Source organism: Mycolicibacter algericus DSM 45454 (assembly GCF_002086455.1).
GTDB lineage: Bacteria > Actinomycetota > Actinomycetes > Mycobacteriales > Mycobacteriaceae > Mycobacterium > Mycobacterium algericum.
Genome location: NZ_MVHC01000042.1, coordinates 1 through 22,667, shown reverse-complemented (window position 1 = coordinate 22,667; position 22,667 = coordinate 1). Strand labels below are relative to the sequence as shown.

General features: G+C 64.8%; 24 protein-coding genes. 14 read left to right on the top strand and 10 right to left on the bottom strand.

Going from position 1 to position 22,667, the window contains the following annotated elements:
* Window positions 1-282: 282 nt before the first annotated feature.
* From BST10_RS20790 to BST10_RS20780, 3 genes are read left to right on the top strand one after another with little or no spacing between them, the layout of a single operon-like run.
* A complete protein-coding gene (locus BST10_RS20790; RefSeq protein ID WP_083040422.1) occupies window positions 283-1,473 on the top strand; it encodes a cytochrome P450 in 1,191 nt (396 codons plus the stop codon).
* The gene (locus BST10_RS20785; protein WP_083040421.1) at window positions 1,470-1,664 is read left to right on the top strand and encodes a ferredoxin; all 195 of its coding nucleotides are present in this window, start codon (window positions 1,470-1,472) and stop codon (window positions 1,662-1,664) included. The genes BST10_RS20790 and BST10_RS20785 overlap by 4 nt, the downstream gene beginning before the upstream one ends.
* 8 nt (window positions 1,665-1,672) lie before the next feature.
* Window positions 1,673-2,566: a 3-carboxyethylcatechol 2,3-dioxygenase gene (locus BST10_RS20780; protein WP_205277464.1), complete on the top strand. Its 894-nt coding sequence runs from the start codon at window positions 1,673-1,675 to the stop codon at window positions 2,564-2,566.
* A gap of 5 nt (window positions 2,567-2,571) precedes the next feature.
* On the opposite strand, the gene BST10_RS20775 is transcribed toward BST10_RS20780, so the two are convergent.
* Window positions 2,572-3,360, bottom strand: a complete 789-nt coding sequence (locus tag BST10_RS20775; RefSeq protein ID WP_264079572.1) for an SDR family NAD(P)-dependent oxidoreductase — start codon at window positions 3,358-3,360, stop codon at window positions 2,572-2,574.
* Between the two features lie 237 nt (window positions 3,361-3,597).
* On the opposite strand from BST10_RS20775, the gene BST10_RS20770 reads away from it, so the two are divergent.
* Both BST10_RS20770 and BST10_RS20765 read left to right on the top strand, forming a co-directional pair.
* Window positions 3,598-4,806 (top strand): CaiB/BaiF CoA transferase family protein, encoded by a 1,209-nt coding sequence (locus BST10_RS20770; RefSeq protein WP_083040420.1) that lies wholly within the window; start codon window positions 3,598-3,600, stop codon window positions 4,804-4,806.
* A gap of 38 nt (window positions 4,807-4,844) precedes the next feature.
* Window positions 4,845-5,999 (top strand): acyl-CoA dehydrogenase family protein, encoded by a 1,155-nt coding sequence (locus BST10_RS20765; protein WP_083040419.1) that lies wholly within the window; start codon window positions 4,845-4,847, stop codon window positions 5,997-5,999.
* 11 nt (window positions 6,000-6,010) lie between these two features.
* Here BST10_RS20765 and BST10_RS20760 read toward each other — a convergent pair whose 3' ends face one another.
* Genes BST10_RS20760 through BST10_RS20750 form a run of 3 tightly spaced genes read right to left on the bottom strand, consistent with a single transcriptional unit; the run spans window position 6,011 to window position 8,259 of the window.
* On the bottom strand, window positions 6,011-7,360 hold the full coding sequence (locus tag BST10_RS20760) for a TetR/AcrR family transcriptional regulator (protein ID WP_083040418.1): 1,350 nt from the start codon (window positions 7,358-7,360) through the stop codon (window positions 6,011-6,013).
* 27 nt (window positions 7,361-7,387) lie between these two features.
* Window positions 7,388-7,828 carry a MaoC/PaaZ C-terminal domain-containing protein gene (locus BST10_RS20755; protein ID WP_083040416.1) on the bottom strand — a complete coding sequence of 147 codons (441 nt, stop codon included), beginning with the start codon at window positions 7,826-7,828 and terminating at the stop codon, window positions 7,388-7,390.
* The gene (locus BST10_RS20750) at window positions 7,825-8,259 is read right to left on the bottom strand and encodes an FAS1-like dehydratase domain-containing protein (protein ID WP_205277373.1); all 435 of its coding nucleotides are present in this window, start codon (window positions 8,257-8,259) and stop codon (window positions 7,825-7,827) included. Before BST10_RS20750 ends, BST10_RS20755 begins: the two co-directional genes overlap by 4 nt.
* 78 nt (window positions 8,260-8,337) lie before the next feature.
* On the opposite strand from BST10_RS20750, the gene BST10_RS20745 reads away from it, so the two are divergent.
* Window positions 8,338-9,801: an aldehyde dehydrogenase gene (locus tag BST10_RS20745; protein WP_083040414.1), complete on the top strand. Its 1,464-nt coding sequence runs from the start codon at window positions 8,338-8,340 to the stop codon at window positions 9,799-9,801.
* Window positions 9,802-9,819: 18 nt separating this feature from the next.
* Window positions 9,820-10,950: an NDMA-dependent alcohol dehydrogenase gene (locus BST10_RS20740; protein ID WP_083040413.1), complete on the top strand. Its 1,131-nt coding sequence runs from the start codon at window positions 9,820-9,822 to the stop codon at window positions 10,948-10,950.
* Here BST10_RS20740 and BST10_RS20735 read toward each other — a convergent pair.
* The 3 genes from BST10_RS20735 to BST10_RS20725 all read right to left on the bottom strand — a co-directional run bounded on the left by BST10_RS20735 (window position 10,943) and on the right by BST10_RS20725 (window position 13,819).
* Window positions 10,943-11,749 (bottom strand): alpha/beta fold hydrolase, encoded by an 807-nt coding sequence (locus BST10_RS20735; protein ID WP_083040423.1) that lies wholly within the window; start codon window positions 11,747-11,749, stop codon window positions 10,943-10,945. The two genes, BST10_RS20740 and BST10_RS20735, sit on opposite strands and share 8 nt — an antisense overlap.
* Before the next feature lie 264 nt (window positions 11,750-12,013).
* Window positions 12,014-12,562, bottom strand: coding sequence for a TetR/AcrR family transcriptional regulator (locus BST10_RS20730; RefSeq protein ID WP_083040411.1), 549 nt, complete (start codon window positions 12,560-12,562; stop codon window positions 12,014-12,016).
* Between the two features lie 168 nt (window positions 12,563-12,730).
* Window positions 12,731-13,819 (bottom strand): Gfo/Idh/MocA family protein, encoded by a 1,089-nt coding sequence (locus BST10_RS20725; protein ID WP_083040409.1) that lies wholly within the window; start codon window positions 13,817-13,819, stop codon window positions 12,731-12,733.
* Between the two features lie 175 nt (window positions 13,820-13,994).
* Between BST10_RS20725 and BST10_RS20720 the strand changes: the two genes are divergently transcribed.
* The 4 genes from BST10_RS20720 to BST10_RS20705 are packed head-to-tail and all read left to right on the top strand — an operon-like array spanning window position 13,995 to window position 17,399.
* A complete protein-coding gene (locus BST10_RS20720) occupies window positions 13,995-15,254 on the top strand; it encodes a cytochrome P450 (protein ID WP_083040407.1) in 1,260 nt (419 codons plus the stop codon).
* Complete coding sequence (locus BST10_RS20715; RefSeq protein ID WP_083040405.1) at window positions 15,251-16,051, top strand: enoyl-CoA hydratase/isomerase family protein; 801 nt, start codon at window positions 15,251-15,253, stop codon at window positions 16,049-16,051. The genes BST10_RS20720 and BST10_RS20715 overlap by 4 nt, the downstream gene beginning before the upstream one ends.
* Before the next feature lie 2 nt (window positions 16,052-16,053).
* The gene (locus BST10_RS20710) at window positions 16,054-16,479 is read left to right on the top strand and encodes a Zn-ribbon domain-containing OB-fold protein (protein WP_083040401.1); all 426 of its coding nucleotides are present in this window, start codon (window positions 16,054-16,056) and stop codon (window positions 16,477-16,479) included.
* Complete coding sequence (locus BST10_RS20705; RefSeq protein ID WP_083040399.1) at window positions 16,476-17,399, top strand: SDR family NAD(P)-dependent oxidoreductase; 924 nt, start codon at window positions 16,476-16,478, stop codon at window positions 17,397-17,399. The genes BST10_RS20710 and BST10_RS20705 overlap by 4 nt, the downstream gene beginning before the upstream one ends.
* Before the next feature lie 97 nt (window positions 17,400-17,496).
* Here the strand turns inward: BST10_RS20705 and BST10_RS20700 are convergent, their stop codons facing one another.
* The 3 genes from BST10_RS20700 to BST10_RS20690 form a co-directional block, all read right to left on the bottom strand.
* The gene (locus tag BST10_RS20700) at window positions 17,497-18,201 is read right to left on the bottom strand and encodes a FadR/GntR family transcriptional regulator (RefSeq protein WP_083040397.1); all 705 of its coding nucleotides are present in this window, start codon (window positions 18,199-18,201) and stop codon (window positions 17,497-17,499) included.
* Between the two features lie 15 nt (window positions 18,202-18,216).
* Complete coding sequence (locus tag BST10_RS20695; protein ID WP_083040394.1) at window positions 18,217-18,411, bottom strand: carboxylesterase family protein; 195 nt, start codon at window positions 18,409-18,411, stop codon at window positions 18,217-18,219.
* Window positions 18,412-18,472: 61 nt separating this feature from the next.
* Window positions 18,473-19,282: a FadR/GntR family transcriptional regulator gene (locus BST10_RS20690; RefSeq protein WP_083040392.1), complete on the bottom strand. Its 810-nt coding sequence runs from the start codon at window positions 19,280-19,282 to the stop codon at window positions 18,473-18,475.
* 419 nt (window positions 19,283-19,701) lie between these two features.
* Here BST10_RS20690 and BST10_RS20685 point away from each other — a divergent pair, with 419 nt between their 5' ends.
* The 3 genes from BST10_RS20685 to BST10_RS20675 are packed head-to-tail and all read left to right on the top strand — an operon-like array spanning window position 19,702 to window position 22,630.
* On the top strand, window positions 19,702-20,586 hold the full coding sequence (locus BST10_RS20685; protein ID WP_083040390.1) for an MlaE family ABC transporter permease: 885 nt from the start codon (window positions 19,702-19,704) through the stop codon (window positions 20,584-20,586).
* 2 nt (window positions 20,587-20,588) lie between these two features.
* The gene (locus BST10_RS20680; RefSeq protein ID WP_083040388.1) at window positions 20,589-21,446 is read left to right on the top strand and encodes an ABC transporter permease; all 858 of its coding nucleotides are present in this window, start codon (window positions 20,589-20,591) and stop codon (window positions 21,444-21,446) included.
* Between the two features lie 2 nt (window positions 21,447-21,448).
* Window positions 21,449-22,630, top strand: coding sequence for an MlaD family protein (locus BST10_RS20675; protein WP_083040386.1), 1,182 nt, complete (start codon window positions 21,449-21,451; stop codon window positions 22,628-22,630).
* Window positions 22,631-22,667 lie beyond the last annotated feature (37 nt).

The following is a 22,667-nucleotide window of genomic DNA, read 5'->3' as shown; positions in this document are numbered from 1 at the left end:
TACCTACGCGGAGAACCTTCTGACATGACTCCATCCTTCACAAGAAGTGGAGCCTCCGGACTCACCGGGGGGATTCATTCTGACGGTTACGTATACACAATGGACGGCTCTCGTCAGACGGTGTGGTTCTCTCGTCGGACCAGCTGGCTCTGTCTATTAGCCCCACACGGTCGGTAGTAACGCGTTGACGATCCTTGTCTGTTTCTGACAGTTCTGGCACACTTCGGTGTATCCCAGTTCACAGCCGATGCGAGCGGGGCTCAGACAGATTCGAGGACTGGATTGACCACCGACTCCCTACCCAAAGTGGCGACTGACAGCCTCCCCATGCCGGAGGCTCGCGACGACGCCTGGCGCAGCCTGGGCTCCCACCCGCTCGTCGAGGTGGAGGATGGCTACGCCGTCACCCGTCGTGATTTGGTCGAACTGATGCTGAAGGACCCGTTGGTGTTCTCGTCGAAGAAGGCCTTCGACGTGCTCGCCAGTCCAGTGCCGCTGGTGCCGATCGCGTTCGATCCTCCGGAGCAGACTCGCTACCGCCGGATCCTGCAGCCTGTCTTCAGTCCCAGGGTGATCAAGCCGCTGGAACCCGATCTGCGCAAGCAGGTCATCGAGTTGATCGAGCCGATCGCGCAGCGCGGGGAATGCGAGTTCGTCTCCGAACTCGCCGCGGTGTTTCCCACCCAAGTGTTTCTCACCCTGTTCGGATTCCCGCTCGACATGCGCGACCAGTTCATCGAGTGGAAGAACGCCGTATTGAACCTCAGCGCGGCCAGCGGCCAGACATCGGTGGACGAAGCAGCCCAGGAGGGCATGGTCAAAGCCGCTGAACTATTCATGTACCTCTCCGAACTGATCGGCAAGCGGCGCGGCGTGCCGGGCGACGACGTACTCAGCCAAGTGCTCAATCTCGAGCCCGCTGACGCCCTGTCAGACGAAGAGGCCATCGGACTGTGCTTCCTGTTCGTACTCGCGGGCTTGGACACCGTGACGGACTCGCTGGGGATGGGCATGCAGCGGTTGGCCCAAAACCCGGAACGGCGACGCGAAATCGCCGAGGATCCGTCACTTATTCCTGCAGCAACCGAAGAGCTGCTGCGACTGGACCCGCCCGCCCCGTTTCTCCCCCGGGTGACCGCGGAGGAGACGCAACTGGCGGGCCACACCCTGCCCGAGGGTAGTCGCATCACGGGCTACCTCGCGGTGGCCAACCGCGATGAGACACTCTTCCCGCATCCCTACGAGATCGATTTCCACCGGTCCGAGAACCGGCATGTCAGCTTCGGCATGGGCGTCCACCGTTGCCTCGGTTCGCATCTCGCGCGTTTGGAAATGCAGATTTTCTACGAGGAATGGCACAAGCGGATTCCCAACTATCACATCACTCCGGGCACGACGCCGCATGTGCACTGGCCGCGGGGTACTACCGGACTCGATTCGCTGTGCCTGACGATCGAGAAGGAACGCTCGTGAAGGTGTCCGTCGACCGGGATAAGTGCATGGGCCACGGCATGTGTTACGCCCTGGCCCCGAGTGTCTTCACCGACGACGACGAGGGCTACGGCCACGTGATCGGTGACGGCACGGTGCCGCCAGACCAGGCTGAGGCGGCGCGAGCCGGTGCGACCAACTGCCCCGAAGGGGCAATATCAGTTGAAGATTGAGCGCGCCCATGGGTAACGGCGTGACGCCCGATCGACTGGTAGTGTGCGCGAGCCATAGTCCCGGCAAGGACCGCGACGCCGATGAACGCTTCGGCAAGGAGTTCCGCGCCGGGCTAGCTGGGGCGGCCGAGCAGGTCCGACGTTTCGCCCCGGATCTAGTGGTGGTGTTCGGCGGGGACCACCGGCGCGCCTTCCGCCACGTGGTGCCTGCATTCGCCGTGGCACTGTCCGCGTCGATTATCGCCGAGGGCCGCCACGGGGCCGGGGAACTCACCATTCCATCCGAACTCGCCAGAGAGTTGTCCGAGCATCTGCTGTACGCCGGATTCGACATCGCCGTATGCCGCGGCGTCGGACTGGACCATGCCTTCGCCCAGCCGATACGCGATCTGCTGGGCGCGCTGGACGCTAAACCGGTGATTCCGCTGCCGGTGAATTGCGCGACGGCTCCCCTACCGACCGGCCGCCGGGTTGCCGATTTCGGCGCAGCGGTCGGGCAATTTCTCGCCGGGCTTGCCCAGCGTGTGTTGGTGATCGGCACCGGTGGGCTTTCGCATTCACCGCCGAGCCTCGAGGTCGACACTCACGACATCAGCAACGAAGAACGCTCCCGGGTGATCGCCGAGGGGATGGCCGAAGCGCAGACGAAGATCCGCCCGGACTGGGACACCGAAGTGCTGCAGGCGATGGCGGACTGGAACGAACCGGCGCTGATAGCCCTGGTCGATACCGCCCACTCCCGGGCCGGGGCAGGCGCTAACGAAGTCCGCACCTGGCTGGCCGCCGGCGCAGCTGGTGGAGGTAGACCGGTCACACCGCTGGTTTACGAACCGGTTCCGGAATGGATCACCGGGATGGCGGTCGCCACGTCGGCGTCAAACCCTGGCCTTGATCGCAGCTGACACCCTTACGGCGCACCGCCGTCCACCCCGATTGTCTGCCCGGTCAGGAAGCCGCATCGACCTGACAGTAGGAAAGCGATCAGCGCACCGACCTCGTCGGGTTGGCCGGGACGCGCCAACGCCGCTTCGAAACCAAAATCCTCGACCAGGGCCCGCTCCAACGCCTCCTCGTAGGGATAACCCTTGTTCTCCGCGACGTATCCGCGAATAGCGTGCAAGGCATCGGTTTCCACCGCGCCCGGCGCGATGCAGTTGGCCCGGATGCCGTCCTTGCCATAGCTGCGGGCGATCCCCTTGGTGAATGTCGACACCGCGGCCTTGAGACTGGCGTACGGCAGCCGGGGTTCCTCCGGTGACCGTGCCGAGTACGCCGCGGTGGTGACGATCGCCCCCTTAGTCTCCGCCAGGTGCGGCAGTGCCGCTTGCACGCTGCGGGTAGTCGCCAGCAGCACGTCGCGGAAAGCAGCGGTCCACGCGTCGTCGTCGGAGTCGATCGGCATCATCCCGGCAGTGCCCATGGTGATCGCAATCCCGTCCAGGCGGCCGAGCAACTCGACGGCCGCGGTGACCGCCTCGACCGCCTCGCCGGGTTCACTCACGTCGTAGACCAGACCGTGGGATGCGACCGCCCCCGAGGCGGCAAGAGCCGCGGCCGCCTCCTTCGCTCTGGGCTCGTTGCGGCCCACCACGACCACCGCGGCGCCGGCTTCGGCGAGCTCGGTGGCCCCCGCCAAGCCCATACCGGCCGTGCCGCCGACCACAATGAACGCCTTGTCTCGCAGTCTCAGATCCACCGCGGGTACCTCTTCGTTTCCAGTTTTGACGGCTTCAGACGACCGGCCCCTCTCGCGCTCAGGGACATCAGCTACGATTCTGACATCATCGTCACTTCATTACAAGCTTTGGCGGAGGCAATCGCTTGCAGTGCAGCTTGCGCAACGCCTGCCCTCGTCAGCGGGTAGGATTATTCTGACACGCATGTCACCGAATATAGTGAAGCGTCGCGCAGTAAAAATGCCGGTGCCGGCCGCATGACCGACGCACCGTTGACGGGAATCACTGTCGTAAGTATCGAACAGGCGGTGGCAGCTCCGTATGCCACCCGCCAGCTCGCCGACCTCGGCGCTCGGGTGATCAAGATCGAACGGCCCGGTGGTGGCGACTTCGCGCGCAGCTACGACCGGGCCGTGCACGGCGATTCGAGCTACTTCGTCTGGCTGAACCGGGGAAAAGAGTCGCTCACCCTCGACCTCAAACATCCTGAGGGCCAACGTGTCGTCCGCCTGTTACTCGACAGCGCCGACGTGCTGGTGCACAACTTGGGACCGGGCGCGGCCGCACGCATGGGGCTGGACGTGGCGGCCATGGCGAACTCCAACCCGGGACTGGTGGTCTGCACGATCACCGGCTACGGCGACGATGGCCCGTGGCGTCAGCGCAAGGCCTACGATCTGTTGGTGCAGGCCGAGGCCGGCCTGTTGTCGGCCACCGGCTCACCCGAAGAGGTCGCCCGAGCCGGCATCTCTGTCGCCGACATCGCAGCAGGAATGTTCGCCTACTCCGGTGTGCTGACCGCACTGTATATCCGGGCCACCACCGGTCGAGTGACACCGGTATCGGTGTCCTTGTTCGATGCCTTGGCCGAGTGGATGGGCCAGCCGATGTACTACGGCCATTACGGTTCCGGCACCCCGCAGCGCACCGGCGCTCGACACGCGACAATCGCACCCTATGGACCATTCACCGCCGGCGACGGCGGCACAGTGCTCCTGGCTGTCCAGAACCAACCCGAGTGGCGTCGATTCTGCGAGAACGTGCTCGGTAAACCGGAGCTGGTGAATGATCCGCGGTTCGCCGAGAACCCGGATCGGCTGGCGCACCGGGACGAACTCGAGTCGATCATCGCCGCCGGGATCACCCAACTGACCGCCGCCGAATTCGAACGCCGACTGGAGGAGGCCGGAGTGGCCAACGCACGGATGAAGGACGCCGATCAGCTGTTGGACCATCCGGCGCTGGCCGGCCGGGACCGTCGGCGCCCGTTTCGGACGCCGGGCGGCATCGTCCAGACACTGCTCCCGCCGGCCATTTTGTCCGGTGTCGACGTTCCCGTCGGCGATGTGCCCGCGCTCGGCGCTCACAGCGGAGACATCATGCGCGAGTTGGGTTATTCACCCCAACACATCGATGACCTGGTACGCCGCGGCGTGACAACGTTGGACAATGCTCCCATCGACTGACGAGATAACCACCAACGAGCCACTCTCCTAGGAGTCAGATGATCACCACACTCAGCGAGGAAGAGACCATCCTGGTTGAGACCATCCGCGCATTCATCGACCGCGACGTCAAACCCGCGGTCCGCGAGGTCGAACACGCCAATACCTACCCCGAAGCGTGGATCGAACAGATGAAGCGCATCGGCATCTACGGCTTGGCCGTTTCCGAGGAATACGGCGGATCCCCAGTATCCATGCCCTGCTACGTCGAGGTCACCCAGGAACTGGCCCGCGGGTGGATGAGCCTGGCGGGCGCAATGGGTGGCCACACCGTCGTCGCCAAACTGATCTCGCTGTTCGGCACCGAGAAGCAGAAGCAGAAATACCTACCGGGGATGGCCGCCGGCGAAATACGCGCCACCATGGCGCTCACCGAACCCGGTGGCGGCTCCGATCTGCAGGCCATGACGACCACCGCGCGGGCCGACGGAGACGACCTGGTCATCAATGGCTCGAAGACTTGGATCAGCAACGCGCGACGATCGAGTCTTATTGCGCTGCTGTGCAAGACCGACCCGACCGCCACCCCCCGCCATAAGGGCATCTCGGTGTTGCTGGTGGAGCACGGCGAAGGCCTGACGGTGTCACGGGATCTCCCCAAGCTCGGCTACAAGGGTGTCGAATCCTGCGAGTTGTCTTTCGATGACTGCCGGGTGCCCGCGTCAGCGATCCTGGGCGGGGTGCCCGGCCGGGGCTTCGCCCAGATGATGAAGGGGCTCGAGACCGGGCGAATTCAGGTGGCATCGCGCGCGCTGGGCGTTGCGACCGCCGCACTGGAGGACGCGTTGGCCTACGCGCAGCACCGGGAGAGCTTCGGCCAGCCCATCTGGAAGCATCAGTCGGTCGGCAATTATCTCGCCGACATGGCGACCAAACTCACTGCTGCGCGCCAACTCACGCGGTTTGCCGCCGAAAAGTTCGACAGCGGCGAACGCTGCGACATGGAGGCCGGGATGGCGAAGCTGTTCGCCTCAGAGGTCGCGATGGAGATTACGTTGAACGCGGTCCGGATTCACGGCGGCTATGGTTATTCCACCGAGTACGACGTCGAACGCTACTTCCGCGATGCCCCGCTGATGATCGTCGGTGAAGGCACCAACGAGATCCAACGCAATGTCATCGCCGCGCAACTGGTCTCGCGCGGAGGCATCTAGGCCCGATAACGCTACGAGTCGCTACCTGCGCGGCCGAAAAAACCCCGGGAGATACAGCTCATCAGCAGATCAACGACGTCGTCGTCGCTCATCGGTTCGGGCAGATCCAGGGCCGCTTGCGGAACCCGCGTCACCAGGGCCCGCAGGATGAGAGCCGCAACGATCGGGTCAAACGGGTAGGGCCCACGCCGGCGGATCAACATCCTCGCCGCACCGATGTCCATCAGCACTTGACCATTCTCACCAATCGCAACCACGGTGGGCTGGTCGGTGGTGCCTTCCGCCCAGGCGTCGATGCAGCCCGAATAGCGATCGTAGAACTCCACATAGGTAGCCAGCCAATTCCGCAGCGCCGGTTCCTCGTCCAGCGGGTCGACGTCGGCGATGCGTGCGGCGAAAGTCTTTCCCGCTTCGTATATTTCGGTTCCGACCGCGGCCAGTAGATCCTGCTTGTCGCTGAAGTATTTGTAGAACGTGCCCCGCGCGACGTCGGCGGCCTCGACGATGTCGTCGACGCTGGTGCTGCGGTAGCCGCGCGCCCGAAACTGCGCGGCGCCGGCGTCGGCCAGGGCGCTGACCGTGTTGATAGCGCGTTTGCTCAAACCGGCAGTGCGGTCGGTGATCGACAGTCCGTCGATGTTGGGTGCCGGGGGCGCCACGATCGCATCGACATCGTTGACCGGGTCGGCGCTGGCGTGTAGCGGCAGCGAGGCCAACACCTGCGGCGGTGTTTCCGGGAAGAGGGCAAGTTGCAGGAATACCGACAACGTTCCCACCGCGTCCTTGGCGCTGCGGCCATAGGCACGGCCGGTGTGGACGAACAGGTTGACCCGGTGCACCAGCGCGGTCATCACCATCGCCGCGACGTCGGGATCGATGCCGCGGATACCCGATGCGGCCAGCCGCTCGGCGACGCGATGGTTGTAGCTGCGGACGAACCGGGTGATTTCCGGGCGCACCTTGGTGTCCGACGATGCGATCGCCGTCCATTGGATGAACATTGTGGAGTACTTCTCGAAGACCCAACTCCACTCACCCAGCCACCAGTTGAGGTTGTCGAAGCCTATCTCATCGGGCCCTAACGGCCCGATACGTCGTGCCACCCGGAACAGGGCGCCACCACACTCGTTGAGCAGCTCAAGGAAGATCTCGTCCTTGCCCTGGAAGTACTGATAAAACGTCGCGCGGGAAACACCGGCAGCCTTGGCGATCGCGTCGACCGACGTGTCGAAATAGCCCAGCCGGCCGAACAACTCCAGCGATACCTCGGTGATCCGGGTACGCGTGGTGGCGCCCCTGACGCCGACCTCCGGGCTGGAGGGGCCGTAGCTGGCACGGCGGACGATGGACGATTCGGACATGATGGATTCAGCCTATGGCCGAGCGATTCAGCCTGCGCCAGACGGTGCGGCGTTTCGCGGAATCAAAAACTCCGCGGTCCCGGTGATCGCGGCAGCGCCGGTTTGCCGGGTGGCGGTCAGCTCCACCGTGACCCGGTCCCCCTCATCCTCGGCGGCCACGTCGGTGATGAGTCCAGAGCAGGTCAGCACGTCGTTGGGCCAGACCTGCTCGCGGAAGCGTACGCCGAAGCGGCAGATGGTGTGGGCGCCGAGCCAGTCCGTTGCGAAGGTGGCGAGCAGCGCGGCAGTGAACATGCCGTGGGCGAAGACGGAGGGATAGCCGGCGGAGCGCGCCAACTCGTCGTCGTAGTGCATCGGGTTGAGGTCCCCCGACGCACCCGCGTAGCGCACGAGCATCTGGCGGGTCACCGGACCGAACTGGCGCGGAGTGGCCTCGGCGCCGACCCACAGCGTGGCGGCGGCGGTCATGGCCGCGCCGTTTCGATGAAGGTAGCCCGCGCCTCGGCCACCAGCTCCCCTTCGGCAGAACGGTATTCGGTGACGACCGTCGCGAACCGCATTGTCCCGCCCCGCTTGCCGGGTTTGGAGAACCGGTCGACGACCTTTTCGTGTGCGGTCAGGGTGTCGCCGACCCGGGGCAGCGCGCCATGGAAGATGTACTCCTGCTCGCCGTGCAACAGCCGCTTGCGGTCGAATCCCACGCTGACGCGGCTGCCAGGCGGGGCCCAGCGGCCGACCGTGGTCAGAAAGGTGGGCGGGATGATGGCGTCGGGTCCGCGGTAGGCCGGCTGGGTGGATTGCATGGCGTCGGCGAACTCCGCGACCTTCCCGCGTTCGATGACCATCTCCCACGGCTGGCCGGCACCTGGCTCGGTGGACGGTTCCGACGATCGGCTCATGGTGACCAATACTGTCAGAAAATTGTGCCGAGCGAAACCGACTACTGGGATCCCCCAGCTATAGGTGCTTGAAGAAAGATGACATTACTGCCAGAATCGCCCGATATGTATGAGTTGGCGGCGAGCTACGTCGCGGGGAAATGGGCCGGTGGCGCCGGTGCCGAGACGATCGCGGTGCGGTCTCCCGCGACAGGCGAGCTGTTGGGCACGGTAGGCGCCGCCGGCCCCGCCGAGGTTGACGCCGCGGTCGCGGCGGCCCGCGCCGCCTTGACCTCGTCACCGTGGTGTGACGCCTCGCCGGCGGACCGCGCCGCCGCCCTGGGCCGACTGGCCGACGGGCTGGCCGCCCGCAAGAGCGTCCTCGCCGATCTGACCACAGCCGAAATCGGCTCGCCACGGTCCTGGAGCACCTTCGGTCAGGTGCTCACTGCCGTCGGGGTGCTGCGCGCCTACGCCGCGATCATCCCCGACTACCCGTTCGAATCCACCCGACCGTCGCTGGCTGGCGGGAGGGTGACTGTCCGGCAGGTGCCCGTCGGTGTGGTGGGCGCGATCATCCCGTGGAACACTCCGCTGTTCATCGCCGCACTGAAGCTCGGACCGGCGCTGGCCGCCGGCTGCAGCGTGGTGCTCAAGCCCGCGCCCGACGCGCCGCTGAGCATCGGTGTCCTCACCGAGGTGATCGAAGAATCCGGCCTGCCCGACGGCGTGATCAACATCGTCAACGGCGGGGCGGCGACCGGGCAGGCACTGACATCGCATCCCGACGTCGACAAGGTCAGCTTCACCGGGTCCACTGCGGTGGGCGCGCAGATCGCGGCCTCCTGCGGATCTCAGATCCGCCGCTGCAGCACCGAACTGGGCGGTAAGTCGGCGGCCATCGTGCTGCCCGACGCGCCGCTGGAATCCACGGTGAGCGGGCTAGTCGGCGGTGTGATGGGCAACAACGGCCAGCTCTGCGCTGCACTGACCCGAATTCTGCTGCCGCGTAGCCGCTATGACGAGTTCTGCACTGCGCTGACCGCCGCGGTGGAACAGCTCACAGTCGGAGATCCGGCCGCTCGGACCACCGACATCGGCCCGCTGATCAACGAGGCCGCCCGCGACCGGGTCGAGGGCTTCCTGCGGCGAGCGCATGCCGAGGGCGCCACCATCCTGACTGGCGGGGAACGCCCTGCTGGTCAGGGGTGGTTCGTCCGCCCCGCGCTGGTGGCCGCCGGCAACGATATGGAGATCGCCCGCGAGGAGGTGTTCGGGCCGGTGGCGGTGGTGATCGCCTACGACGACTCCCAAGGTGACTCCGCGGCGGTGAACATCGCCAACGACTCGCGTTACGGCCTGGTCGGGGCCGTGTGGTCCGCCGACGACGACCGCGCGGCGGCGGCAGCAGCACAGCTGCGCGCGGGTTCGGTGGCGGTCAACTCGACCGCCGTCCTGGACTTCGGCAGCCCCTTCGGCGGCTTCAAGCAGTCCGGCATCGGCCGCGAAGGCGGACCGGAGGGCATCGCCGGGTTCGTCGAATACCAGGCCATCATCCGCTAGGCCGGAAGGAACACGTCAATGCACACGCAGGCAGCGGTGTTGTGGGAACGCAACAGCCCGTGGTCCATCGAGACCGTCGAACTCGATCCGCCCAAGGCACCCGAAGTGCTGGTCGAATTGCACGCGTCGGGCATGTGCCACTCCGACGATCACCTCGTCACCGGCGACATGCCGATCCGGCTGCCGTGCATCGGCGGCCATGAGGGGGCCGGCGTGGTCAAGGCGGTCGGCGAGCACGTGTCCTGGCTGGCCCCCGGTGACCATGTGGTGTTCAGCTTCATCCCGTCCTGCGGCCGGTGTCCGTCCTGTTCGACGGGCCACCAGAGTCTGTGCGACCTGGGCGCCAAGATCTATTCGGGCATGCAGATTTACGACGAGACCGCCCGACACCGGGCGAAGGGCCAGGATCTGGCGCTGGCGTGCGGTGTCGGATCATTCGCGCATCACACCGTGGTGCACGAGGCCAGCTGTGTGAAGATCCCGCAGCATCATCGGCTGGACTTGGCCTGCCTGCTGGGCTGTGGCTTCATCACCGGATGGGGTTCAGCGGTGTATGCCGCCGATGTCCGGCCGGGCGACACGGTGGTCGTCGCCGGGGTCGGCGGGATCGGTGCTGCAGCGGTGCAGGGGGCCCGCCTTGCCGGGGCGCGCACGATCACCGTTATCGATCCGTCGGAGTACAAGCGGACTGAAGCCATCAAGATGGGTGCAACCCACACCGCCGCCGATTGGGCAGCAGCTAAAAGCGTTGTCGCCGAGGCAACCTGGAATCGTGGTGCGGACAAGTTCATCTGCGCGATGGGGGTTGGCGACGGCCAGTTGGTCGGCCAGGCACTGGCGATGACGGCCAAGCGCGGACGCCTGGTGATCACCAATATCCATCCGATGCTGGAGCGCGAGATCAGGGCGAACCTGATGGACCTGACCCTGACCGAGAAGCAGATCATCGGGACGCTGTACGGCTCCGGCAACCCGCGAGCCGACATCCCGAAGATTCTGGAACTGCACAGCGCCGGTCAGGTCGACCTGGAGTCGATGGTGACCCGGACCTATCCGCTGGAGAAGGTCAATGACGGATATGCAGATATGCATGCCGGCACCAACATCCGCGGGGTGCTGATCTATCCGGCCTCCGAGGGCCTCAGCTGACTCGTGAACCGCGGATCGCTGCCGCGAGCTCGCGGGGGGCGTCGAGCATGACGAAAGTCGAGCAGTCCGGTATTTCGTCAAGGGTCGCGTGCGGGAAGCCCTCGAGTAACCGGCGGGCATGATCGAGCGGAAACAAGGTGTCGTCGGCCCCCCACACCAGGGTGACGGGTTTGTCGAACGCTTCGATGGCCGGCGCGGCACGCAACGTCAAGGCCGGATCCAATGATGCAGTCACCCGTACCGCATCGCGGCGGGCCGCCGCGCTGGTCGCGAACGCACCGAAGATGTCGCGTTGCCGTGCTGCTGTCGGTGCGTGGCGGCACACGGCTTTGAGGAAGAAGCGCTGGCCCAGCCCGGTGGCCAGGAGCCGCAGGATGGCACCGCCGACGACCGAGCTGATCCGGCACAGTTTCACAATCTGCGCAAACGAGCCGGGCGGAAAATGTTCGTAGCTATCACAATTGGTCAGCACCAATCGACCGATGCGGGAAGTGTCGAGTGCGCTATCGCCCAACGCGGCCAGGACCAGGCCGCCGCCGGTGTCGTTGGCCACCACGGTGACATCGCGAAGATCAAGGACGTCGAGAAAGTGAACCACCCGGCGGGCGGCCGCAGCGGCACCGAGGTCCGCATCGCCGGTCGGCGTGCTGTGTGCGCCCAACGGCCAGGTCGGGACGACGCACCGGAAGTCGGCGCCGAGTTCCGCCACCACGTCGTTCCATACAGCACCGGTCACGTACACGCCGTGCACGAACACGATGGTGGGCCCGGTACCGGTGTCGGTGTAGGGAATGTCCACCCCATCCGCGCGAACCAGCTCGGTTGTCATAAGAAGGTCTCCTTCACTCGCCTTCGGATTGCGAAGGTTCTGGCTGCCTCGCCGACAGCTCCGGCCGCGGGGCCGGAGTTGTCACGTCGCGCCGCGCTTAATCGCCCACCCGTTTTCACATACGACCGGTATGTGTTTTACATACGATGAGTATGTTCATCAGCGGATCGGGTGTCAACCGAAGGCGGACCCAGGTCGGCCGTCATAGACGCTCGACTCTGCTGGCACCGCGCGTCAGCGCCGGGATCCGAGCCCGGTAAGCAACTGGCTGATCGCAGCGACGCCTTGCTCGCGGGCAGCGGCCGGTTCGCTGGAATTGGCGATCAACAGGGCGGCCTCATCAACGGCTGCCAGCAGCACGTGGGCGAGAACGATCAGCGGCTGCGCCGGCAGCGCGCCTTCGAGGACGGCGCGTTCGAGCAGACCGTGGATAGCGCCCACACCGTAGCGTCCCTCGAGCTCGCGCCAGGTCTGCCAACCCAGAACCGCAGGGCCGTCGATCAACACGATCCGTTGGACCTCCGGAGTGAGGGACGCGTCCAGGAATCGCAGCAGCCCCGAACGTAGCCGACTCAGCGCGTCACCGGAGTCCTCCGCACCGCTGGCCGCAGCGAGTAGATCCTGTTCCACCTGTTCGAACACGGCTTGAAACAGGGCGCGCTTGTCGCCGAAGTGGTGGTACAGCGCACCGCGCGTCCCGACGCCGGAGGTAGCGACGATCTCCTCTGTCGCGGTCTCGAAATATCCCTTCTCGACAAACAGGCGCCGCGCGGCGGCGATCATGGCCGCTCGAGTCGCCTCGGCCTGGACCGCGCGCGACGTTTTGGCGGCCGGCGCCGATGAGCGTTGACCCCTAGGCACGCGCTCAGTATATTGCCTACCACCTGTAGGCGAATGACATTCAGTTTGAATGTTGAAAACAGATGACGCGCCTGTTCCGGCGCACCCGTCTCACACTGTGGCCTGTACCGGTTCCCAGCCACCGCCCTCGGCGGACCGGTGGGCGGCATCGATCACGGCGAGGCTGAGCAATCCGTCGTCGAAGGTCGCCGCTGCGCTCGGCGCACCGTCGAACGCCGGCAGCCAGTCTTCCAGCATCAATGCCATTGCCCGGCTGGCGTGTCCGGCCAGCCCCGCGGGCAGGTGTTCCGGATGGGACGGTTCGCGCTCAGCGACGGCCAGCGGACTTAGCCCGTCCTCCGCGGCGGTGCCGGCCAGGTACCCGGTAGAGCGCAAATCGCCGTCGCCGATGACGGTGCCGTCGGCGCCGAATAATTCCAGGCGGTAGTGGTCGGCGTGGGCGCCCATCACCGACACACTCAGGATGGCGGTCAGCCCGGATTCCATCCGCATCAACAACGCGGCGGTGTCGTCGGCGGTGATGTGCAATGTCTCGCCGTCCGGCAGCTCGCGGATCGGGTCGCTGGTGCGAACTTCCGCGCAGACCGAGTGCGGGCGGCCCAGCACGCTGCACAGGAAATCGAGGTCGTGAACCAGCATTCCGGCGAGGTACCCACCGCCCTGGGCACGGTCATACATCCAGCGCGCCTGAGGTGGACGGCTCGGATGCCAGTACGAGGCGCTGCGACTGACCCGCGCGAGGTACTGATTGCCCAGGAAGCCCGAGCGGACCTTCTCGGCGACGGCCAACCAGTCCGGATTCCATCGGTTCTCGAAACAACAGGCGGTGGGGCGATTCGAGGCGTTGGCTGCGCGCACCATCTCACGAGCAGCCTCAACGTCTCCCGCCAGCGGCTTTTCGCACAGCACCGCCTTCCCGGCATCCAGTGCAGCCAACGTCATGTCACGGTGCAACACCGTCGGAGTGGCGACGGAAATAACATCAAGGTCCTCCCGGGTCACGAAGGACTGCCAGTCGGTGGAGGTGTCCTCGATGCCCAGCTTCGCTGCAACACGGTCCAGCCGATCGGGCGTGCGTGCGCACAGGGCGACGGGATCGAAGCCGTCAGCCGCACGGAACCCCGGAACCTGCACGTGCGCGCCCCAGCCCACTCCCACTACACCGACCCGCAGGGTCATCTGGCCTCCTTGCCGTTGACGAATCGACGGTCGAGGTAGCGCCGCCGAGGGTGACACTTATGTTAGATCATTAATCGCGCGCGATGCCGCAATCGAATCTTGAACCGGTGTTGCCATCCGTGTTCTGCAGCAGCCGCCTTGCCAGAGAGTGACACTAGTGCCAGAATCTGATTTTGTGACCGCGATCGAGGCCGACGAGCGACAATTCGCCCCACTGATCGATCTGAAGTGGTGGCAGGACCGACCAACAGAACGAGCAGAGCTTTACCGGCGGCTGCGCGAGGTCGGTCGCCCGGTGTTCGTGCGCACCAATCGGGTCGACGCATCGGTGGCTAAGGGGTTCTGGGCGGTGGGAAGGCACGCCGACATCGTCGACATCAGCAGGCGCGACGCCGAGTTCAGTTCGGCTCAGGGCACCCAGATTTTCGACCAATCCGAGAAGATGCGCGAGTACCGCGGCTCCATCATCGATATGGACGACCCCGAACACATGCGCCTCCGCAAAATTATCTCCCGGGGATTCGCCCCCCGCGTGCTCTCGGAGAACCGCGGGCTGGTCGAGGAGACGACGGCGGAGATCCTGGCTGCAATGCCAGCCTCGGGTGAGTGCGACTTCGTCGACGCATTCGCGACTCTGCTGCCGCTGCGAATCATCAACACTATGCTCGGTGTGTCCAGCGAGCACGAGCAGTTCATCCTCAAGGCGACCAATGTGGTACTGGGCGCCTCAGATCCGGAATACGTGCCCGACCAGACCGCGGCCGGTGTTGAAGCAGCCATCGCCGAAATGAGCGAAAAGCTCATCGAGTTGTTGAAGAGCATCGCCGAAGACCGCATCGCCCGGCCCCGTAACGACGTGATCAGCAAACTGGTCACCTCTGACGAGGAAAACTTGACCCCGCAGGAGCTGGCGAAGTTCTTCATCTTGCTCATCGGTGCCGGCAATGAGACCACCCGTAACGCGTTGTCCCATGGCCTACATATCCTCAGCCACCATCCCGAGCAGCGCGCCCGACTACTCGATGACTACGACAACCTGGCCCCCGCCGCGATCGAGGAAATCTTCCGCTACGCCAGCCCGGTTATCCACATGCGGCGCACTGTTACCCGGGACGGCGTGAGGTTGGAGTCGGGCCACGTGTTCAACCGGGGGGACAAGGTGGTGATGTGGTATCCGGCGGCCAACCGTGACCCCGAGGTATTCGCTGATCCCGACGTATTCGACATCGCCCGGACGCCGAACAACCACGTCGCGTTCGGTGGCCCCGGCACGCACTTCTGCCCCGGTGCGCACCTTGCGCGACTGGAACTCAACGTCGCATTCAAAATGCTCTACGCCCGCTACCCCGACATCACGACCGTCGGCGAACCGGTGATGTTGCGATCGAACTTCATCAACGGCGTCAAGCACCTACGCGCCACCTACACACCATGACCGAACCCGCGATCCTGTCCGACATCGCCGGCGGTGTCCTGACGATCACGTTGAACCGGCCGGACGCGGCCAACGCACTGCGCCCCGCCGACCGCGACCAGCTGATCTCCATGCTGGCCGCCGCGGATACCGACGAGAACGTGCGAGTTGTGGTATTGCGCGCCAACGGTAAACACTTCTGCGCCGGCGCCGATGTGGGTGCGCTGGCCGAACGTCGCGCGACTGTGGAAAAGCGGGTGATGGATCCGATGCGCCGCATCATGAATGGTGCGCAGAAACTGGTGTCGAGCGTGCTGGACTGCAACAAGCCGGTGGTCGCGGCTGTGCAAGGGGCCGCGACCGGCCTGGGCGCGCACCTGGCCTACGCCGCCGACCTGGTCATAGCAACCGAAAACGCCTACTTCGCAGAGTCTTTCGTCAAGCGGGGGCTGGTCGTCGACGGTGGCGGGTGCTACCTGTTGCCACGGCGCATAGGCATGCAAAAAGCCAAAGAGATGGCGTTCTTCGGCGACCGGGTCCCGGCCACGGAAGCAATGACGTTGGGGCTGGTAAACCGGGTAGTGCTCCCCACCGAGCTCGACACCGCGGTGGCCGGCTTCGCCGGCCGGCTTGCGACGGCGCCCACCAGCGCGATCGCCTTCACCAAGCGGCTGCTCAACGACTCCCCCGACACCGACCGGGCCGGCGCGTTCGTTGCCGAGGCGATGGCGCAGGAGATCCAGTCGTATTCGCACGACTCGAAAGACGGCGTGCAAGCGTTCACCGAAAAGCGCCCACCCAACTTCACCGGGTGGTGAGGATGGCCCGCGCTGACATTCCAACGATCGATTCGGCAAGCGCCCCTTATTGGGCGGCCGCTCGGCAAGGCCGACTATTGATAGCCGAGTGCCGGGCATGCGATCGGGTGCACCACTACCCGCGACCGTTCTGCCCGCACTGCTGGAGCGGCGACGTTCACGCCGTGCAGGCCAGCGGGCGCGGCAGCCTATACACGTACTCGACGATCTACGTCAACGACCTGACGCCGTTCTGCGATCGACTGCCCTATGTCGCGGCGATCGTCGAATTGGACGAAGGACCACGACTGATGACGACGATCGAGGGCGTGCCACCCGATCAGCTCAGAATCGGCATGGCGGTCACGGCCGCGTTCCGGCCCGTCGATGAACACGATCCCGACAGCCCCTACCTGACCGTCTTCACCCCGAGCGAGGAGACAGCATGACCGGACTACTCGACGGCAAGATCGCGCTGGTGACCGGGGCCGGACACGGCATCGGCCGCGGACACGCGCTCGAACTGGCCAGACACGGCGCAACCGTGATCGTCAACGATTTGGGCACCACGTTGACCGGCGAAGGCACCAGCAAGGTCGCCGACGAGGTGGTGCGGATCATCGAAGACCGCGGAGGCAAAGCGGTGTCCGACTTCGCCGATATCGGCGACGATGAGCAAGTCGAACTCGCCGTCGAGCGGGCCTATTCCCAGTTGGGCCGACTGGACATCATCGTAAACAACGCCGGCATTGTCCGTGACAAGGCGATCTGGAACATGACCGTCGATGATTTCGACCTGGTGATGCGGGTGCACGTGCGGGGCAGTTGGCTGACCAGCCGCGCGGTCGCCCGCAAATGGCGCGCGGCGGCAAAGGCCGGCGACGGCAAGATATACGGCCGCATCATCAACACCACCTCTGGAGCGGGGCTGCACGGCAACTTCGGGCAGACGAATTACAGTGCGGCCAAGTCCGCGATCGTCGGGTTGACGCAGACACTGAGCTTGGAATTGGCCTCCATCGGCGCCACCGCCAACGTCATCAGCCCCGGCGGCCGAACCCGGATGTCAGCGTCGATGCCCGGCGCGGCAGCACCGATCGAACCCGGCGAACTCGGCGACGAGGAATTCGACCCCAAAGATCCGTCGCTGAGCTCCCCGGTGGTGGCCTGGCTGGCCAGCCCGGAGGCCGGGCACATCAGCGGACAGGTGATCCGGGCCCTGGGTGAAAACCTTCAGCTGCTCAAAGGCTGGCATCCGGTGGCGACGGTGTCGAGCGGCCAAAAGCGGTGGAACGCAGAAAACCTCGGCGCGATCATGGCCACCGACATGTTCGGCACCCGCAACACCGGTCTGCGCCTGGGCGGCTAGGCTCGCGGAGACGATCAGGGCACGGTCCCACCATCTGTCACCACGACCCGGGCGGCGTCGCGATTCCGGATCCACCGCGACGTTGCCGCATCGTGCGTCACGACTGCCGGGGATCATCAAGCACGGGGACCGGCGCCAACTCGTTGCGAGCTTGCTCTACCTCGCCGCGACTGATCGCACGTGCAAGCCGCCGGTGACCATCACGAATGTGCTCGGCGTAACGCTGGTCGGTCTCCGACGGGAAGGCCTGAGCCATCCCCGACGACAGATCGAATGCCAAGTCGCCCAGCACGGTAGCAACAAGCCTCAGCGATGGGCTCGGGCACAACGGCCCGAATTCCCGGAAGAGATTCACCGTGATGCCGATCGCAGTCTGCAGGTTGACTTCAGTAGCTTGAGCCCATTGCATATCCACATAAGCGGGTAGCTCTCGGCGCTTCGCAACATCCGGACTTCCGGCGATTTGCGCCGCCATCTCGGGGGCCACGATCTTAGCGAGCGCACTAAAGTCGTACAGATCCGCGCCTTCGCGCCGTAGTAGCGCCGACGCGGATCTAGACACCACGTCGATTGAGGGGGTACTGGCGAAGAACCCTCCCCTGTTGCCGGGGCGCACGCGAACCAGCCCTTCGGCTTCGAGGATCCGCAGCGCCTGACGAACTGTCGGATCACTGACGCCGAACCGCGCACCCAATTGATCGGCGGAACCGATATGATCACCATCGGTGAGATCATCGATGATTTCCCGCCGCAGGCGAGCGGCGATTGATTCGGCGGCATTGGGTGTCCGGCGCGCAGTCACTGAGCGGCACCTATTTCATCCACCGGAATCCACAGACCCTCTCTGCGCCGCAGCTCCGCTCCACGGCACGGCCGCCTTGGGAACACGCAACCGCAACGACCCGACGGGCGGGCGGGCATAAGGGATCGATCGCCACTGGGAGACTCCACGGTGGCTGAAGCCCTCAACAGCACCTGCGGTAGTGGTTACCCGGGTATGGCGTTGCGGCATCTCGGAAAGCTAGCAAGCGTCATCCCGTTAGCGCAATAATGTGCCAGCACAATGTCGAAACTCAGAGAGATGCCAGGGGAACCGGCAGACCGGAATCCCGTGGCGATCGGCCGCCATCCCCTGTTTCCTGGCGGATCATCGCGGTGCTGGCATCGGGAGATGCGCTCGCGAGGATCGCAGTGAGCCCGGGGAGCACGTGGGCCGGGGTCATTTCTAGGCGTGCCTGCGCCGCGTCGCCGTCGCTGATTGCGCGGGCTAATCGGCGATGGCCCTCGCGAAGATCGTTCACAACGGACCGGCTGATGTCGGCCGGCAAGGCCTCGAATCTGGGCCTCAGCTCAAACAGGAGGTCATTTAATACAGCCGCCACGAGAGCCAATGATTGGCTCTCGCAAAGATGCACAACCTCGTGGCCGAAGTTTGCCCAAATGTCGAGCGCAGTGGTGAGGGATATTTCGGTGGCCTGCGCCCATTGCTGCTCCACGTAGTGGGGCAGTCGCTGTCGAGCCGCGATGTCGGGGCTGGCGGAAACTTGCGCAGCGATCTCGGGCACAATGAGTTCGTAAACCACCATAAAATCAGCGAGATCGGCGCCCTGCCGACGTAGCAGCGCCGAGGCCGAACGTGAAACCACGTCGATAGACGGCGTGCTAGCGAAGAAGCCACCCCGGTTGCCAGGGCGCACTCGAACCAGTCCTTCGGCCTCGAGCACCCGCATTGCCTGGCGAATCGTGGGGCCGCTGACAGCGAACCGCACAGCCAGCGCCTCGGCGGAACCAATATGGTCGCCATCAGCGAGATCGTCGATGATTTCGTTTCGCAAACGTAGGGCGATGGCCTCGGCCGCATTGGGCGTCTCGCGAGACTTCATGGTGATATTCCTGTCACCGGAAACCGGACTGTACAGACCGACGGAGAGAAACCACGTATTCTGCCGGACTCACGCGGAGAATGATAGACCGCCGGAAGCCCAGCGCGCGCAAATAGTTTCCGCGCATGCAGATAGCCGAGGCCCGCTAGTGGGCCGGCCGGTCAAGCCAGTCGCCGCAGAGCGAGGCAGGGCGCGACCTCGGCACACCCCCTGCTCCAGACGTGATCCTTGCCACATGCCAATCCAACACCTACTCTTCTATCGTGCTAACACGATGGGGGGCCCCAGCGCGACGCGGCGCGGGTGGGTGGGAAGCGCTCAAAGCTTGGACGAGCTCTAACCGCGGTCCCAGTCTCGTGGGTCGGGATACGGATGAGACGTAGTCGCAGCGATGGGGCGAGGATGGGCAGGGAGCGCCGATGAGCGCGGTTGAGATTTCCGAGGACCAGGCCGGGGTGCGGCCACCAGTTGGCGAGCGTTCGGCTATCCGAGAAGTCGGCCGCTGGGGACGCCGGTACCTGCAGTCGCATCCATTGCTCTCGCTGCACACCGTCGGCGGCCAGGTGGCGTTGGGCGTACGCACCGTGCAATATCTGTTCGTCGACCTATTAACCCGACGATTCCCGTTCGGCGAGTTCGTCCGGCAGGCGGCGTTCATGGCCGGAACCGCCGTTGTCCCGACACTGCTGGTGACCATTCCGATCGGCGTCACTTTGGCGGTCCAGTTCTCCGTGCTGGCCGGCCAGGTTGGGGCCGATTCGTTGGCCGGCGCCGCAAATGGGCTGGTAGTGATCCGCCAGGGAGCCCCGCTGGTGGCGGCGATCCTGCTCGCGGCGGCGGTCGGATCGGCGGTTGCGGCCGATTTGGGGTCGCGAACGATGCGTGAAGAAATCGACGCGATGGAGGTGATGGGCGTTTCGGTGATCCGGCGGCTGGTGGTTCCCCGGTTCGTCGCGGTCATCGTTGTAGGGCTTGCGTTGACCGGGTCGGCGACCTGCGCCGGGTTCATCGTGGGCTACCTATTCAACGTCTACCTGCAAAACGGTGCCCCAGGGTCGTTTGTGGCGACATTCTCCGCCTTCGCCCAAGTCGACGACTTTGTGCTTGCCATGGTCAAAGCGATCATTTTCGGGGCGATCGTAGCGATTGTCAGCTGCCACAAGGGCTTGGACACGCGCGGTGGTCCTGCCGGGGTGGCGAATTCGGTGAACGCGGCGGTGGTTGAAGCGATCCTGCTGTTGATGGCCGTCAACGTCGCGCTGAGCCAGCTCTACTTTCTCATCTTCCCGCGGACGAGCTTATAGCCATGGTTGTCGCAAAGTATTCCGTCGCCGGGATTCACCCCTTTGCTCGAACGGCGCGCGCGGGCGGGCTGACGGTGGCAAAAGCCGGTCATATGTTGTATTTCTTCGGTCGCATAGCGTCGGCGGTCCCGGTCACGCTGGGCCGCTACCGCCGGGAATTCATCCGGACTCTGGCGGATATCGCGTGGGGTAACGGGTCGATCGTGGTCGGTGGCGGCACTGTCGGTGTCGCGCTGGTATTAGGAGTCTCCGCGGGCGCACTGCTGGCAGTCGAGGGTTATAACTCGTTGAACTTGCTCGGCATGGGCCCCGCGACCGGTCTACTGTCCTCGTGGGCATCGACCCGCGAACTGGTGCCGGTCATGATCGCCCTCGCGTTTATCACCCAGGCGGGTTGTCGCTTTACCGCGCAATTGGGCGCCATGCGCATTGCCGAGGAGATCGACGCGATGGAAGGGTTGGCAATCAAGCCCATTCCGTACCTGGTGACGACCCGCGTTGTGGCATCGGTCGTAGCGGCCGTTCCCCTCTTTCTAGCGTGCTTGGCTGCGGCGTATTTGGCCAGCGAATTTGTGTTTTCCGTATCCTCCGGTTCGTCAACAGGGACGTATCTGCACTATTTCGCGTTGTTCAGCAGCAGCAGAGACGTCGTGTATGCGACGATCAAAGCCGTTGTCTTCGTGTTCGTCGCGTCGGCACTTCAGTGCTACTACGGGTTCTACGCCTCCGGCGGTCCAGAGGGTGTCGGTGTCGCGGCTGGACATGCGATGCGCGCGAGCATCAGCCTCGTCATCGTCTTGAACGCCTTGATGACGATGGCGATGTGGGGCGTCGACGCCGGCGCGAGATTCGGCGGGTAGCGATGCCGAACTCCTTCGACCATGAGGGCCGCGGGCCGTCGAACATCCGGCTTTTCGTGGCAGGTGTCGCGCTCATCGTGATCGCGGGTGTCACCGGCACGGTCATGATTGCGAAATACAAAGGCAAGCTGGACCCGATCGTGCGGGTCAGCGCCGAGCTGATCAATGTGGGCGACGGTCTGCCGGCCAAGTCGGACGTGAAGTTCCGTGGCGTACTGGTCGGGTTCGTATCCCATGTTGTTCCGGCCCGGGGTGGCCAACCCAATATCGTCCATATCGATCTCAAGCCCACATACGCTGCGGGCATCCCCGGCACCGTTACCGCTCGGGTGGTCCCGTCCAATGTCTTCGCGGTGTCTTCGGTGCAGTTGGTGGACAACGGAAAAGGCATGGCGGCGCTACGGGCCGGGACGGTTATCCGCGAGGACCAAAGTTTGCCAACGGTGCTGTTTCAGACCACGTTGAACAAGCTGCGCGAGTTGCTGACGGCATTCGGCCGCGAGCCCACCGCCGACAGTATCGGATGGCTGACCGCACTGGGCGAGGCCACCCAGGGACGCGGCGACCGACTGCAGGACGCGGGACGGGACCTCAATGAGATTGTCACGCAACTGAACGACGTTGTCGGCGGGGATGCAGGTCCGACCACGCTTTCCGCTTTCACCGCTGCCGCCGACGGGCTGCGGGACGCTTCGCCGGAGCTCTTCGACGCACTTGCCAGCGCGGTGAGGCCAGCGCAGGCGCTGGCCGAGAAGCGGTCGGCGTTGACCAATTTTGTGTCCGCAGGACTGGGCACGGTCGGAACATTTGGGGACGCCTTTGACAATCACACCGACAGGTTGATCACCATAACTACTGAGCTGACGCCGGTGCTGGGTGTGTTCGCGGACAACGCCGATGGAATTCACCGAATGATCGGCCGAACGATGGGGATGGTCGACGGTTTCCGGTATGTCGGGTGGAACGACGCGGCACAGCTCCCAACGGTCAAAGCGGTTATCTCCCTGACCCCTACCCGGACGTACGTACGTGCGGACTGCCCTCGCTACGGCGAGCTGAAGGGGCCGAGTTGCGACACGGCACCCGAGGTACCGGTGGCACCAGGATTGGGCTCAGCACTGAATTCTCGGGAGCTGCCGCTGCCGGCAGTGCCCCGTGGGGTGGTGGACTTCGGATCGGCGTGAGTCACGCGTGGTGATCAACGAGTCGTGGTGGATGCTA

What these genes read in the sequence shown, in the direction of transcription:
- BST10_RS20740 (WP_083040413.1), top strand. Translation starts at nt 9,820, where the DNA reads ATGCACACGCAGGCAGCGGTGTTGTGGGAACGCAACAGCCCGTGGTCC.
- BST10_RS20725 (WP_083040409.1), bottom strand. Translation starts at nt 13,819, where the DNA reads ATGACCCTGCGGGTCGGTGTAGTGGGAGTGGGCTGGGGCGCGCACGTG.
- BST10_RS20745 (WP_083040414.1), top strand. Translation starts at nt 8,338, where the DNA reads ATGACATTACTGCCAGAATCGCCCGATATGTATGAGTTGGCGGCGAGC.
- BST10_RS20690 (WP_083040392.1), bottom strand. Translation starts at nt 19,282, where the DNA reads ATGAAGTCTCGCGAGACGCCCAATGCGGCCGAGGCCATCGCCCTACGT.
- BST10_RS20710 (WP_083040401.1), top strand. Translation starts at nt 16,054, where the DNA reads ATGGCCCGCGCTGACATTCCAACGATCGATTCGGCAAGCGCCCCTTAT.
- BST10_RS20705 (WP_083040399.1), top strand. Translation starts at nt 16,476, where the DNA reads ATGACCGGACTACTCGACGGCAAGATCGCGCTGGTGACCGGGGCCGGA.
- BST10_RS20755 (WP_083040416.1), bottom strand. Translation starts at nt 7,828, where the DNA reads ATGACCGCCGCCGCCACGCTGTGGGTCGGCGCCGAGGCCACTCCGCGC.
- BST10_RS20760 (WP_083040418.1), bottom strand. Translation starts at nt 7,360, where the DNA reads ATGTCCGAATCGTCCATCGTCCGCCGTGCCAGCTACGGCCCCTCCAGC.
- BST10_RS20675 (WP_083040386.1), top strand. Translation starts at nt 21,449, where the DNA reads ATGCCGAACTCCTTCGACCATGAGGGCCGCGGGCCGTCGAACATCCGG.
- BST10_RS20750 (WP_205277373.1), bottom strand. Translation starts at nt 8,259, where the DNA reads ATGAGCCGATCGTCGGAACCGTCCACCGAGCCAGGTGCCGGCCAGCCG.
- BST10_RS20770 (WP_083040420.1), top strand. Translation starts at nt 3,598, where the DNA reads ATGACCGACGCACCGTTGACGGGAATCACTGTCGTAAGTATCGAACAG.
- BST10_RS20695 (WP_083040394.1), bottom strand. Translation starts at nt 18,411, where the DNA reads ATGCCGCAACGCCATACCCGGGTAACCACTACCGCAGGTGCTGTTGAG.
- BST10_RS20680 (WP_083040388.1), top strand. Translation starts at nt 20,589, where the DNA reads ATGGTTGTCGCAAAGTATTCCGTCGCCGGGATTCACCCCTTTGCTCGA.
- BST10_RS20780 (WP_205277464.1), top strand. Translation starts at nt 1,673, where the DNA reads ATGGGTAACGGCGTGACGCCCGATCGACTGGTAGTGTGCGCGAGCCAT.
- BST10_RS20685 (WP_083040390.1), top strand. Translation starts at nt 19,702, where the DNA reads ATGAGCGCGGTTGAGATTTCCGAGGACCAGGCCGGGGTGCGGCCACCA.
- BST10_RS20765 (WP_083040419.1), top strand. Translation starts at nt 4,845, where the DNA reads ATGATCACCACACTCAGCGAGGAAGAGACCATCCTGGTTGAGACCATC.
- BST10_RS20715 (WP_083040405.1), top strand. Translation starts at nt 15,251, where the DNA reads ATGACCGAACCCGCGATCCTGTCCGACATCGCCGGCGGTGTCCTGACG.
- BST10_RS20730 (WP_083040411.1), bottom strand. Translation starts at nt 12,562, where the DNA reads ATGATCGCCGCCGCGCGGCGCCTGTTTGTCGAGAAGGGATATTTCGAG.